The organism is Xanthomonas sp. F14 (genome assembly GCF_014199865.1).
In genome coordinates, this window is sequence record NZ_JACHOM010000001.1 from 1,947,318 (window position 1) to 1,959,162 (window position 11,845).

The following is an 11,845-nucleotide window of genomic DNA, read 5'->3' on the forward strand; positions in this document are numbered from 1 at the left end:
GCATAGCGACTGCGGCGACCGGCCGGATGGGCCGGGCAGCCGCACGCCGCCGGGTTGTCAGCGGTGCTTACTCGCCGCGGGGCTTGGGCGGGCCCTTGCGATGTGGCGCGCCGGCGCGGTCCATCGGACGGTTCGGGCCATTCGGGCGACCGGACGGCTTGCCGCCGCGCGGGAAGCGCGGCTTGGACGGCGACGCGGCCGCTTCGCCTTCTTCCAGCTTGCGCATGTTGAGCTGCTGGCCGGACACCCAGACCTTCTTCAGGTGCGTCAGCAGCTCGCGCGGCATGTCGGCCGGCAGGTCCAGGATCGAATAATCGTCCTGGATGTCGATACGGCCGATATAGCGGCTTTCCAGGCCGGCTTCGTTGGCGATCGCGCCGACGATGTTGGCCGGCTTCACGCCGTGGGTGTGGCCCACTTCGATGCGGTAGCTCTCCATGCCGAACTCCGGCTCGCCACGCGGGGCGACCGGATCGCGACGCGGACGCTCGGCGCCCGCGCCATCGCTGGCGAACGCCGGACGTTCCGCACGCGGCGGGCGTGCCGCACGCTCGCCATCGGCACGCGGGCCACGCTCGAACTTCGGCTCGAAGCGCGGACGCTCGCCGCGATCGTTGCGCTCGCGCGGTGCAAATTCCTCGCGTGCACCACGCACCGGCGGGGTCAGCAGGAACGGCGCATCGCCCTGCAGCAACTTGGCCAATGCTGCAGCGATATCGATCGCCGGTACGTTGTTCTCGCTCTCGTAGCGCTGCAGCAGATCGCGATACATCTCGATCTGGCCGCCGGCCAGGGTCTCGGTGATGCGGGTCATGAAACGTGCCACGCGGGTGTCGTTGACCGCATCCACGCTCGGCAACTGCATTTCTTCGATCGGCTGGCGGGTGGCGCGCTCGATCGCGCGCAGCATGCCCTTCTCGCGCGGGGTGACGAACAGGATCGCATCGCCGTTGCGGCCGGCACGGCCGGTACGGCCGATGCGGTGCACGTAGCTCTCGGTGTCGTACGGGATGTCGTAGTTCAGCACATGGCTGACGCGCTCCACGTCCAGGCCGCGCGCGGCCACGTCGGTGGCGACCAGGATGTCGAGCTTGCCGTCCTTGAGCTGGGCAATGGTCTTCTCGCGGGCGGCCTGCTGCATGTCGCCGTTGATGGCCGCCGCGGCCATGCCGCGTGCCTGCAGCTTCTGCGCCAGCTCTTCGGTGGCAGCCTTGGTGCGCGCGAAGATGATCATGCCGTCGAACGGCTCGACCTCGAGAATGCGGGTCAGTGCGTCCAGCTTGTGCAGGCCGCTCACCCACCAGTAGCGCTGGCGGATGTTGGCCGAGGTGGTGGTCTTGGCCGCGATGGTGACTTCGGCCGGGTCCTTCAGATAGGTCTGCGCGATGCGGCGGATCGCCGGCGGCATGGTCGCCGAGAACAGCGCCACCTGGCGCTTCTCCGGCAACTTCTTCAGCACCGCTTCGACGTCGTCGATGAAGCCCATGCGCAGCATTTCGTCGGCTTCGTCCAGCACCAGCGTCTTGAGCTGGGACAGGTCCAGCGTGCCGCGGTCCAGGTGATCGATCACGCGGCCGGGGGTGCCGACCACCACATGCACGCCGCGCTTGAGCGCGCTCAGCTGCTGGGCGTAGGGCTGGCCGCCGTAGACCGGCAGCACGCGGAAGCCGGGAATGGCTTCGGCATATTTCTGGAACGCCTCGGCGACCTGGATGGCCAGCTCGCGGGTCGGCGCCAGCACCAGCGCCTGCGGCTTGAGCTGGTTGAGATCGGCATTGGACAGCACCGGCAGCGCGAACGCGGCGGTCTTGCCGGTGCCGGTCTGCGCCTGACCGAGCACGTCGCGGCCGGCCAGCAGCGCGGGGATGGTGGCGGCCTGGATCGGCGACGGCGACTCATAGCCGACGGCGGCAACCGCCTTCATCACAGCGTCTGAGAGGCCGAGGTCTGCAAACAGCAGCGGCGCGGGAGATTCTTGGGTCATTGGGTAACTCCGGAGGCGCCGCACGGAGCCGGCAGGCGCAAAGCAGCATAGTGTGCGCCCTCAGCCCCCCTGCTGTCGAAATTTTCGTGACAGTCCGTTCAGCTTGTGAGGATTCGCCCGCTGCGGCGAATCATCTCCTCGACCCTTGTCATCCACCCACCCGGCCGGAGCCATGTCCCTGGAAACAGACCTGCACACCCGCTTCAACGCTCTGCTGCAGCAGCACCGCGGCATCGTCCTGAAGGTCGCGACCAGCTATTGCTGGAACCCGGACGACCGCGCCGAGCTGGCGCAAGACATCACCGTGCAGTTATGGCGCGCATTCCCCGGCTACGACGCCGGCCGGCGCTTTTCCACCTGGATGTACCGCATTGCCTTGAACGTGGCGATCAGCGATCTGCGCGGCCGCAGCCGCGCGCCGCAGGACCCGCTCCCGCTGGAGGCGGTGGCCGACAGCATCGCCGACCCGCTGGCGCGCGACCCGGCACACGCGCAGCAGGTCGCCGCACTCCATGGCTTCATCGCCCTTCTGCCGCCGCTGGAACGCGCCCTGATGCTGCTGTACCTAGATGCGCACAGCTACCGCGAGATCGGCGAGGTGCTCGGCATCAGCGAGACCAATGTCGCCACGAAACTCAGCCGCCTCAAGGCGCGCATCCGCGCCGAACTCTGACCACCCACTTCGCCCAAGGAACATTCGATGGAACTCGACGACATGCAACGTGCCTGGCACGCGATGGAACACCGTCTGGATCAGCACGGCACGCAGATCGGCCACATCGTCGGCCAGGTGCGTGGCCATGCGGCGCGCACCAGCCTGCGCCCGCTATGGCTGAGCCAATCCGCGCAACTGCTGTGCGCCGTGGCGCTGCACATCGTGATCGCGCGCAGTTGGCTTGCCCACACCGATCAGGCTGCGGCCATCATCGGCGGCGTGCTGCTGCAGCTGTGGAGCATTGCACTGGCGATCTCCGCACTACGGCAGCTGCACCTGCTGGCGCAGCTGGACTTTGCCGGACCGCTGCTGCCGACGCAGCGCGCGCTCGCGCAGCTGCGGCGCTGGCGCACGCGGGTGGCCCCGTGGCTGGGCGTGGCGTTCTGGGTGCTGTGGGTGGCCGTGGCCGACGCCGGCTGGCGCGGGCTGACCGGCCTGACCCTGCCGCACGACTGGCTGCTGCTCAATCTGTTGGTGGGTGTATTCGGCGGTATCGGCACCTGGCTCGGCTATCGACGGCTGCAGCGCAAACGCCATCCGTGGCTGGAGCGCATCGACAACGCGCATGCCGGGTCCGGCGTCGTGCGTGCCGAAAGCATGCTGGACGAGATTGCACGCTTTCGACGCGAATAAGCTTGCCGACGCCGCACCACGACGCCGGCGTCGCGGATGCCGCTGGTACGCCTGCGTCGCGCTGCCATCGCGGCTGCACCTGCCGGCGCTGCGTTCGGCACGGTGGTATTGCCGGCTGCGACGGGCGGATAATCGCCGTCTTCCTGTCACCGAGCGCACCATGCAATTTCTGGAATTCGACCTGGACGGCGAGTACATCGAACTCAACCAGTTGCTCAAGCTGGCGGGTATTGCCGACAGCGGTGGGCAGGGCAAGGCGATCGTCGCCAGCGGCGCGGTCAGCGTCGATGGCGTGCAGGAACTGCGCAAGACCGCCAAGATCCGCCCCGGCCAGTGCGTGCAACTGGACGATGTGGAGATCCGCGTGCTGGCGCTGGACCCCGATGCGGAGCCGGCAGAATGAGCGTGGTGCAGGTCAGCTGGCGCAACAACGCGCCCTCGGCTGAAGACCCGGACCACGATGTCTATATTTTCTCGATCGACGTCGATTCACCCACGCCGTTCTGGTTCGAGCAGTCGATCCGTGGCGGTCACGCCGAGCGCGGCGGTTGCAGCATGCTGGCCTTGCACGAGCTGGAAGCCTGGCCCGGCGGCTGGCGCGCAGACGTGACCAAGGCCGGCTGCGCCTGGGTCATTCCACTGCTGGAAGACGCCTTGCGCAGCGGCGATGCGCGCAGCGCGATCGATGCGATTCTTGCGCGGGTCAACACGCCGGCCTGATGGCTGCGTGCCCGATGCGGCGCGTGTGACGAAAGCCGACCTCATGCAAATCCGGCCTGATCGAGCCCATCGATTGCCGAACGAGCACCCGCGAACGGGCCGCTGACCGCATTGCCCGCCCGCATGTCGAACACCGTTACAAGCCACTGCGCGTGAGGACCACAGCGCAGCGCTGCACGCACTGTGCCTCCCTGCTCCCACTTCGATACGTCAGACGCTGCGCTGGGTCAGATGCGCCGCAATCGCCTGCTTGAACGGCGCCACCGCATGCGCCGCACGCAAGGCACCACGTCGCAGCAGGCGGGCCGGCGCACGGTCGTCGGTATACAGCGCGGCCAATGCGTTGGTCGCTTCATACAGCGGCCGCGTCGCCAGCCGGTGCGCCCGCTCGTAGCCCTGCAGCAGGGCCGCAGCCCCGATGTCGCGCCCAGCGGCGGCAGCGGCGCGCACACGCTCGGCCAGGCGCGCCTGGCTCTGCAATCCGAAATTAAAGCCGTGCGCGGTGACCGGGTGCATGCCCACCGCCGCATCACCGATCAACGCGGCACGCTCGGCGATAAAGCGTTGCGCATAGGCCGCCACCAGCGGATAGGCATGCCGGCTGCCGTCCTGCTGCATCGGCCCGAGCCGATGCTCGAACGCCTCGGTCACTGCCGCACTGAAGTCAGCCGCCTCCATCGCCAGCAAGGCCTCCACCTGTCGCGGCGGCAGGGTCAGCACCGCACCGGCGCAATTGCCCTGCAGCGGCAACAACGCCAGCGTCTTGCCGTAGCCAAACCACTCCCAGGCGGCATGCCGGTGCGGCAGCGCATGCCGCATCCGGCACACCAGCATGGTCTTGCCGAAATCACGCAGCTGCGCACCAATGCCGAGCAGGCGCCGGGTGCTGGAAAAGCGACTGTCGGCCGCCACCAGCAGGCGCGCCGCCACCGTTTCCCCATCGTATAACTGCAGCACCACGCGGTCGCGCTGCTGCTGCACGGCCTGCAGCGTGCAGGCACAGCGCACCTCCAACGCAGCTTGCGCCTGCACCGCCTGCCAGGCCGCGCGACGGATCAGATGATTGGGCACCAGCCAGCCCAGATCGCCGGCACCACGCGCGGAGGCGGCGAAGGTCAGCGCGAAGTGCGAATGTCCGTCCATGACGCGGGCGTCGCGCAGCGGCGAGATCGCATCGGCGGGAAATTGCGGCCAGATGCCCAGTTGCTCCAGCAATGCACGCGAGGCATGGGTCAGCGCGATTTCGCGTCCGTCGAAAGCCGGCTCGGCCAGCTGCGCGCGCGGCTGCTGGTCGACCACCAGCACCGACAGGCCACTGCCGGCCAACGACCGCGCAAAACTCAGGCCGACCGGCCCGGCACCAATGACTGCGACATCCACCGATTGCATGCCACGCTCCTTCAGCACCAAGACCCAGAGGAGCTAACAAGACCTCGCATGCAATGGTCAGCTGGATGCGGTCGGCGCAGAGCAACCGGCATGTCCGCGTGGCACCTGCCGCATCGAGCACGCACGCATGGCGGTAAGCGCAGCCGTCTTGGTAGCGGCTCTCAGTTTAATGGCACTGGTGCTGGCCGGCCTTGATCAGGATCAAGCAGCGACCGAGCAGGCGAACCACCGCAGTCACGGGCGTGCAGCTTGTCGCTGCGTTTTCTCAGCCAATAACCACAGGCTACGCGCACGCAGCCCGGCCTGCGTCACCAGCCCAGCAACGCCCGCACCAGCTTGACGATGCCCCAGAACGACACCACCCAGATTGCGCTGCGCAGATAGGGAATGCCTGCCGCATACACAGGCACGTAAGCCACGCGCGCCCACAGGTACAGCTGCACGCCCAGTGCGGTATCTGCATTGGTACGCCCGGCAACGCTCACCGCCAGTACCGCAGCAGCGAAGATCGGGAACGTCTCCTGATAATTGCGGAAGGCGCGATCCAGCCGCGCCGCGACGCCGGTCAGGGGCTTGGGGTCGCCATCGCGGGCGCTGGCATTCCATTTGGTCCCGCGCTGGGCGGTCATGCTGGCCGAGGCGGCCAGCAGTTGCACCAGACCGAGCACCATGGCCCAGCCCAGCATCTGTAGTTCGATGGTCAGTTCCACACGGGTCTCCCGATGAGCTGCAAGATCACTTGATCGACGCGCGCAGGCTGTAACCGGCGAGACGCCAGGTCTTGTCCTCGTCCAGGCGGAACGACACCAGCTCGCGCACCGGCTGCTGGGCCTTGGCAAACCGGGTCGGGAAGCTGACGTTGACGTACAGGCCTTCGGGCACCTGCGCGCCGGCAGCGTATTTGACCCGTGTCACCGAGCCCTGCCCGCGTCCGACCACCGCCCCCAGGCGCGCACGTTCGGCGCCGATCTGGCTCACGAAGACATCGCGCTTGACCGCGGTCTTGGCGACGCTGGAGGCGCCATCCCACAGCGAGGCCACCTGGTTGGCATCGACCATCTGCGCCACCCGCAGTGCCGCCTGGGTCATCTCGGTGTTCTGTTTGGTCAGCTGCGCCTGCTGCGCCGGGCTGGCCGTGGGCGCCGCCTGGGGAGCGGCGGCCGGACGTGCAGCCGTCTGCGGCTGTTGTGCCAGGACCAGCGAGGGAGCCAACAGCAGTGCGGCAAGCAGACGAGGACGGAACATGGGGCAGATGACCTTGTGCTTAGCAAACGGATGGGAACCGCCGCAGGGTTTGCGGCGAGTGCGGCAGTTTAAGACCTGCGCTGCATGGTGAGGTGAGTGTGCAAGCGACGCGCGAGCCGGGTGCCGGGAACGCACGCCTTGACTCAAAAATCAGATGTCGCCGCCCGGCGGAACCGCCGCGACGCCGCGTGGCCGCCACAGTCGCCAACTGACCCACAGTGCGCGCGCGATGGCAGCGATCAGGGCCGCCAGGCTCAGCCACACCGCCAGCGTCGCCGGCCACTGCACATGGCTGGCCGCAGCGATCACCTGCAGCAGTTCGGCCACGCCAAACCCGGCCAGCACCAGCAGCGCCGATGGCAGATATGCCAGCGCAACGCCTTTCGTCTTTCCAAGCATGTCGCCCCCCGGCTCCGTGGTATGCCGCGACCATAGGCAGCCGGCAGTGCGGTGGGTGTGAAGCTCAGCCCTCGCCCTGGGCGGGGTCCGGCGCGGGTTCGGCAGCCGACTCTGCGGCAGGTGCCGCAGTTGGCGCTCCTGCCTCTGCGTCGGCCGCCGGCGCGGCCTGCGCTGCGGCGGTGGCCGGCAGCGCGGCGGCATCGGTTTCGGCCAGCGGGCTTTCTTCCGGGCAGGCCGCATCCGGGAAGCCGAAGCGCTGCTTCAAGGCCAGGCCGCAGGCGTTGACCGCCTCCAGATCGGCGCCCTCGCCCTTGCACTTCTGGTCGAAGGCAACCAGAAACGCGTCCTTGCGGCGCACGAAGGCGTCGCCGCACTTGCGCATCTGGCGGATGCGCTCCAGGTCGTCCTGCACCGCGTTGGTGCCATCCAGCCCGTACTCGCGCAACTCGTCCATCGTCAGCAGGCGCAGGCTGCGGTTGGGCACGGTCATCATCAGGTCGGCCACCGCCACCGCCACGCCATTGCGCTCCAGATAATCCTTGACGTTGCCGTAGACCTCGCGCAATTCGCGATTGAGTTCCGCGCGCGAGGTGGCCTTGGAACTGATCCGCATCATGCGGTGGATGCCGACCTTGCCGGCCACCAGCCGGTTGTCGCCGGCGGCCAGCACGAACACGCAGGCGCTGTGGCAGATCGAGCCTTCGCGCACCCAGATGGTCCAGTTGGATTCGCCGATGACATCGCCGGCGCGAATCGCCGCTTCCACCTGCCCGCCACTGGAATCCAGGTCCAGGATGCGATGCGGCAGCCGCAGTTGCTCGGCCACCGCGGCCAGCCGCCACACCAACGCAGCGAAGCCGGCGTTGATCTTGCCGGCGTAGCGCACCCGCAACAGGCCGGTGTCGCGACACGGCGCCAGCGCCGCCTCCACGCTGGCGCGGTCCAACGCCGGCAGCAGCGTGCCGTCGCCGGCTTCGCTGCTGTAATCGGTGGCGCAACTGATCCAGGCCTTGCCCGCGTCCAGCTCCGCCTGCGGCCAGCCGGCTTCGCCGGCCTGTGCACGCGGCCGCGGCGGCGGCGCCACCGGCTCGGGCGTATCCACCGACACCATATGGTCGCCATCGCCCTGCCCTGCGCCACTCTGCTGCGTCGCGGCGGCATCGGCCGAGGTGCTGGTGCGGTCGCAGGCCGCCAGCGCCAGCACGCATGAAAGGGACAGGCAGAGCAGTTTCAGCATGATGTCAGGCAACGGACCGCGACGGGGATCACCCTCAGTCTATGGCTGAATGGACGAAGCGTTTGACCCTGCCATGAACGCGGCGGCCCGGTGCAACCCTGTCCGAAAACGGCCAGCCCGGGCCGGGGCGAGCGCATAGACTGGCGCCATGCAAACCGCCACGCCCGACCGACTCCAATGCGACCGCGCCCGGCTGGCGCGCGATGCACGCTTCGACGGCTTGTTCTTCACCGCGGTGCGCAGCACCGGCATCTACTGCCGGCCGGTCTGTCCGGCGCCGCCGCCCAAGCCGGGCAACATCAGCTATTACCCCAGCGCGGCGGCAGCCAGTGCCGCCGGCTACCGGCCCTGCCTGCGCTGCCGCCCCGAGCTGTCGCCGCAGGCGCAGCAGCATCTGGGCGAAGAGAGCGTGCAACGCGCACTGGCGATGATTGCCGACGGTGCCCTGCAGGAGCAGCCGGTGCAGACCCTGGCCGACGCAGTGGGCCTGAGCGCACGCCAGCTGCAGCGGCAGTTCGTGCAGCAGCTCGGTGCCACCCCGATCCAGGTGCATGGCACGCGCCGGCTGCTGCTGGCCAAGCAGCTGCTGACCGAGACCGCATTGCCGGTCACCGAGGTCGCGCTGGCGGCCGGCTTCAACAGCCTGCGTCGCTTCAATGCCGCGTTCCTGGAAGGCTGCGGGACGCCGCCATCGGCGCTGCGCAAGCAGCGTGCCGAGGTCCCGGGTGGCGAGTTGACCCTGCGCCTGGGCTACCGCCCGCCGCTGGATCTGCCGGCGATGCTGGCATTCCTGCAACGCCGCGCGATTCCCGGCATCGAGCAGGTCGACGCCAGCGGCTACCGGCGCGTGATCGGCACGCCGGGCAACTCAACCCTGATCGAGGTCAGCGCGGCGCCGCAGCGTGCGGAGTTGTTGCTGCGCATCGGCGCCACCGACCCGCGCCAGATTCCGCAGATCGTGCGGCGGGTGCGCCGGCTGTTCGATCTGGATGCAGACCTGCAGGCGGTGCACGCCACGCTGGCGACCGAGCCGCTGCTGGCCGAGGCGATCGCGCGCCGCCCCGGGCTGCGCGTGCCGGGCGGCTGGGACGGCTTCGAGGTGGCCGTGCGCGCCGTGCTGGGCCAGCAGATCAGCGTGGCCGGCGCGGCAACGCTGGCAGCGCGGCTGGTCGACCGGCATGGCGGCCATCATCTGGAGATGCCGCCCGGCCTGGACCGCATCTTTCCGACCCCGGCACAGCTGGCCGAGGCGCCGCTGGAACAACTCGGCCTGCCGCGGGCGCGCGCCGCCACGCTGCGTGCATTAGCCTCGGCCTGCGCGCAAGGGCAGCTGCATTTCGGCGCCGGCCAGCGCCTGTCCGAGTTCGTCGCCGCCTGCACCGCGTTGCCCGGCATCGGGCCGTGGACCGCGCACTACGTCGCCATGCGTGCGCTGTCGCATCCGGACGCGTTTCCGGCCGGCGACCTGATCCTGCAGCAGGTGCTCGGCACGCCCGAGCGCCTGAGCGAGCGCGCCACCGAAGCGCGCTCGCAGGCCTGGCGGCCGTGGCGCGCCTACGCCGTATTGCACCTGTGGCATCTCGCTGTCGATCGCAAGGACACCCGCTCATGAGCACGTTGTATTACGACACCTTCCCATCGCCGATCGGCGCGCTCAGCGTGGCCGCCGATGCTGCCGGCGTGCACCACATCCTGTTCGCGCAGAACCGCTACGACGCGGTCGGCCGCGCGCGTTGGCAGCACGACCCCGATGCGCCGCTGGTGCGCGAGGCACGCGAGCAATTGCTCGACTATCTGTATGGCGGGCGGCGCAGCTTCGACCTGCCACTGGCCCCGACCGGCACGCCGTTCCAGCTGCAGGTCTGGCATACGCTGGCGCAGATTCCGTTCGGGCAGACCTGGAGCTATGCGCAACTCGCGCATGCGGTGGGACGCCCGGCCGCCAGCCGTGCGGTCGGCGCTGCCAATGGGCGCAATCCATTGCCGATCGTGCTGCCCTGCCACCGCGTGATCGGCGCCAACGGTGCGCTGACCGGCTTTGGCGGCGGTCTGCCGACCAAGCAGGCCTTGTTGCAGCTGGAAGGCTGGTCGCCGCGCCAGGGCGCAGCGGCCGACGATCTGTTCGCCGCATCCGCCGCCGGCACGCGCTGACTTCGCGACGTCATTGCCAGGCCGTAAACTGGCGCGATGATTGATCGACGTTTTGTGTTTGCCGCGCTCGCACTGCTCGCGGCCTGCAGTTCTCACGCCCCTTCGCGCAGTACGCCAGCCCCCGCCCCGGCGGCGCCCGCGTCGGTCGACGCACCGCACAGCGATTCAGCGCACAGCGTGCTGCTGATCTCCATCGACGGGCTGCGCGCGGACATGCTCGATCGCGGCATCACCCCGACTCTGTCGCAGCTCGCGCACGACGGCGTACGTGCGCGCTGGATGACGCCGTCGTACCCGTCGCTGACCTTTCCCAATCACTACACGCTGGTCACCGGCCTGCGCCCGGACCACCACGGCATCGTGCACAACAGCATGCGCGATGCGACGCTGGGCGGCTTCTGGCTGAGCAAGCAGGATGCCGTCGGCGATGCGCGCTGGTGGGGTGGCGAGCCGCTGTGGGTGGGCGCGGAAACCCATGGCCTGCATGCCGCAACCTGGTCGTGGCCGGGCAGCGAGGCGGCGATCGGCGGCGTGCGCCCCACCCGTTGGCGCCATTACGAAGAAGGCACCAGCCTGGACGCGCGCGTGGACGAAGTGCGGGGCTGGCTGGCCGCCTCCGGCGCCGACCGCAACCGCCTGGTCACGCTGTATTTCGAACACGTGGACGAAGCCGGCCACGACCACGGCCCGGAGTCGCGCGAATACGCCGACAACGTGCGTGCGGTGGATGGCGCGATCGGCCGGCTGCTGGCCGGCATGCAGCGCGACGGCACGCGCGAGCGCACCAATATCGTCGTGGTCTCCGACCACGGCATGGCCGAAGTGGCGCCCGGGCATGCGATCAGCGTGGAAGACATGGCGCGCCCGGACATCGCCACTGCCGTGACCGACGGGCAGGTGATCGGCTTTGCGCCATTGCCGGGACAGCAGGCCCGCGCCGAAGCCGGCCTGCTCGGTGCGCATGCGCAGTACGACTGCTGGCGCAAGACGGAGCTGCCGGCACGCTGGCACTACGGCACGCATCCGCGCATTCCGCCGATCGTGTGCCAGATGCACGAGGGCTGGGATGCACTGTTCCCTGACAAGCTGGCCAAGCGCCCGCGCGATCAGATGCGCGGCTCGCACGGTTTCGATCCGGCGCTGCCGTCGATGCGTGCGGTGTTCCTGGCGCAGGGCCCGGATCTGGCGCAGGGCAAGCGCTTGCCGGGCTTCGACAACGTCGATGTGTATGCGCTGATGACCCGGCTGCTGGGCATTCCTGCCGCGCCCAATGATGGAAATCCCGCCACGCTGCTGCCGGCTCTGCGCGTGCCGCCGGCCGCCGGCCGCTGAGTGACGCGTCGCGGCCGCGCGGCGCGGATGCGACAATGGC

General features: G+C 69.0%; 13 protein-coding genes and 1 other RNA gene. 7 read left to right on the forward strand and 7 right to left on the reverse strand.

The features are described from left to right. Positions 1–67: 67 nt before the first annotated feature. Positions 68–1,984, reverse strand: coding sequence for a DEAD/DEAH box helicase (locus GGR73_RS08375; protein ID WP_184456384.1), 1,917 nt, complete (start codon positions 1,982–1,984; stop codon positions 68–70). A gap of 172 nt (positions 1,985–2,156) precedes the next feature. Between GGR73_RS08375 and GGR73_RS08380 the strand changes: the two genes are divergently transcribed. The 4 genes from GGR73_RS08380 (at position 2,157) to GGR73_RS08395 (ending at position 4,052) form a co-directional block, all read left to right on the forward strand. Next, on the forward strand, positions 2,157–2,657 hold the full coding sequence (locus tag GGR73_RS08380) for a sigma-70 family RNA polymerase sigma factor (RefSeq protein WP_184456386.1): 501 nt from the start codon (positions 2,157–2,159) through the stop codon (positions 2,655–2,657). A gap of 27 nt (positions 2,658–2,684) precedes the next feature. Continuing rightward, a complete protein-coding gene (locus GGR73_RS08385) occupies positions 2,685–3,332 on the forward strand; it encodes a hypothetical protein (protein WP_184456388.1) in 648 nt (215 codons plus the stop codon). A 160-nt stretch (positions 3,333–3,492) separates the two neighbouring features. Continuing rightward, on the forward strand, positions 3,493–3,735 hold the full coding sequence (locus GGR73_RS08390; protein ID WP_024939760.1) for an RNA-binding S4 domain-containing protein: 243 nt from the start codon (positions 3,493–3,495) through the stop codon (positions 3,733–3,735). Continuing rightward, on the forward strand, positions 3,732–4,052 hold the full coding sequence (locus GGR73_RS08395; RefSeq protein ID WP_046343502.1) for a hypothetical protein: 321 nt from the start codon (positions 3,732–3,734) through the stop codon (positions 4,050–4,052). Before GGR73_RS08390 ends, GGR73_RS08395 begins: the two co-directional genes overlap by 4 nt. A 210-nt stretch (positions 4,053–4,262) precedes the next feature. Here GGR73_RS08395 and ubiM read toward each other — a convergent pair whose 3' ends face one another. The 6 genes from ubiM to GGR73_RS08425 form a co-directional block, all read right to left on the reverse strand. Then, the gene (ubiM, locus tag GGR73_RS08400; RefSeq protein WP_184456390.1) at positions 4,263–5,441 is read right to left on the reverse strand and encodes a 5-demethoxyubiquinol-8 5-hydroxylase UbiM; all 1,179 of its coding nucleotides are present in this window, start codon (positions 5,439–5,441) and stop codon (positions 4,263–4,265) included. A 31-nt stretch (positions 5,442–5,472) separates the two neighbouring features. Beyond that, positions 5,473–5,548: non-coding RNA, sX9 sRNA (locus GGR73_RS08405), on the reverse strand. Positions 5,549–5,749: 201 nt separating this feature from the next. Beyond that, a complete protein-coding gene (locus GGR73_RS08410; protein WP_102253783.1) occupies positions 5,750–6,151 on the reverse strand; it encodes an MAPEG family protein in 402 nt (133 codons plus the stop codon). A gap of 25 nt (positions 6,152–6,176) precedes the next feature. Further along, positions 6,177–6,686, reverse strand: coding sequence for a DUF4019 domain-containing protein (locus tag GGR73_RS08415; protein ID WP_047126840.1), 510 nt, complete (start codon positions 6,684–6,686; stop codon positions 6,177–6,179). Between the two features lie 150 nt (positions 6,687–6,836). Continuing rightward, a complete protein-coding gene (locus GGR73_RS08420) occupies positions 6,837–7,085 on the reverse strand; it encodes a hypothetical protein (protein WP_054591543.1) in 249 nt (82 codons plus the stop codon). A 64-nt stretch (positions 7,086–7,149) separates the two neighbouring features. Further along, positions 7,150–8,322, reverse strand: coding sequence for a COG3904 family protein (locus GGR73_RS08425; protein ID WP_102584936.1), 1,173 nt, complete (start codon positions 8,320–8,322; stop codon positions 7,150–7,152). A gap of 148 nt (positions 8,323–8,470) precedes the next feature. On the opposite strand from GGR73_RS08425, the gene GGR73_RS08430 reads away from it, so the two are divergent. The 3 genes from GGR73_RS08430 to GGR73_RS08440 are packed head-to-tail and all read left to right on the forward strand — an operon-like array spanning position 8,471 to position 11,805. Beyond that, a complete protein-coding gene (locus GGR73_RS08430; RefSeq protein WP_184456392.1) occupies positions 8,471–9,934 on the forward strand; it encodes an AlkA N-terminal domain-containing protein in 1,464 nt (487 codons plus the stop codon). Beyond that, entirely contained in the window at positions 9,931–10,473 is a 543-nt protein-coding gene (locus GGR73_RS08435; RefSeq protein WP_016904575.1) for a methylated-DNA--[protein]-cysteine S-methyltransferase, read from the forward strand. The genes GGR73_RS08430 and GGR73_RS08435 overlap by 4 nt, the downstream gene beginning before the upstream one ends. A 36-nt stretch (positions 10,474–10,509) precedes the next feature. Continuing rightward, entirely contained in the window at positions 10,510–11,805 is a 1,296-nt protein-coding gene (locus GGR73_RS08440; protein ID WP_184456394.1) for an alkaline phosphatase family protein, read from the forward strand. The last annotated feature ends 40 nt before the right edge of the window (positions 11,806–11,845 follow it).

Excerpts from the sequence above, each read along its gene's own strand:
- GGR73_RS08375 (WP_184456384.1), bottom strand. The coding sequence starts at position 1,984 with ATGACCCAAGAATCTCCCGCGCCGCTGCTGTTTGCAGACCTCGGCCTC.
- GGR73_RS08380 (WP_184456386.1), top strand. The coding sequence starts at position 2,157 with ATGTCCCTGGAAACAGACCTGCACACCCGCTTCAACGCTCTGCTGCAG.
- GGR73_RS08385 (WP_184456388.1), top strand. The coding sequence starts at position 2,685 with ATGGAACTCGACGACATGCAACGTGCCTGGCACGCGATGGAACACCGT.
- GGR73_RS08390 (WP_024939760.1), top strand. The coding sequence starts at position 3,493 with ATGCAATTTCTGGAATTCGACCTGGACGGCGAGTACATCGAACTCAAC.
- GGR73_RS08395 (WP_046343502.1), top strand. The coding sequence starts at position 3,732 with ATGAGCGTGGTGCAGGTCAGCTGGCGCAACAACGCGCCCTCGGCTGAA.
- ubiM (WP_184456390.1), bottom strand. The coding sequence starts at position 5,441 with ATGCAATCGGTGGATGTCGCAGTCATTGGTGCCGGGCCGGTCGGCCTG.
- GGR73_RS08415 (WP_047126840.1), bottom strand. The coding sequence starts at position 6,686 with ATGTTCCGTCCTCGTCTGCTTGCCGCACTGCTGTTGGCTCCCTCGCTG.
- GGR73_RS08420 (WP_054591543.1), bottom strand. The coding sequence starts at position 7,085 with ATGCTTGGAAAGACGAAAGGCGTTGCGCTGGCATATCTGCCATCGGCG.
- GGR73_RS08425 (WP_102584936.1), bottom strand. The coding sequence starts at position 8,322 with ATGCTGAAACTGCTCTGCCTGTCCCTTTCATGCGTGCTGGCGCTGGCG.
- GGR73_RS08430 (WP_184456392.1), top strand. The coding sequence starts at position 8,471 with ATGCAAACCGCCACGCCCGACCGACTCCAATGCGACCGCGCCCGGCTG.
- GGR73_RS08435 (WP_016904575.1), top strand. The coding sequence starts at position 9,931 with ATGAGCACGTTGTATTACGACACCTTCCCATCGCCGATCGGCGCGCTC.
- GGR73_RS08440 (WP_184456394.1), top strand. The coding sequence starts at position 10,510 with ATGATTGATCGACGTTTTGTGTTTGCCGCGCTCGCACTGCTCGCGGCC.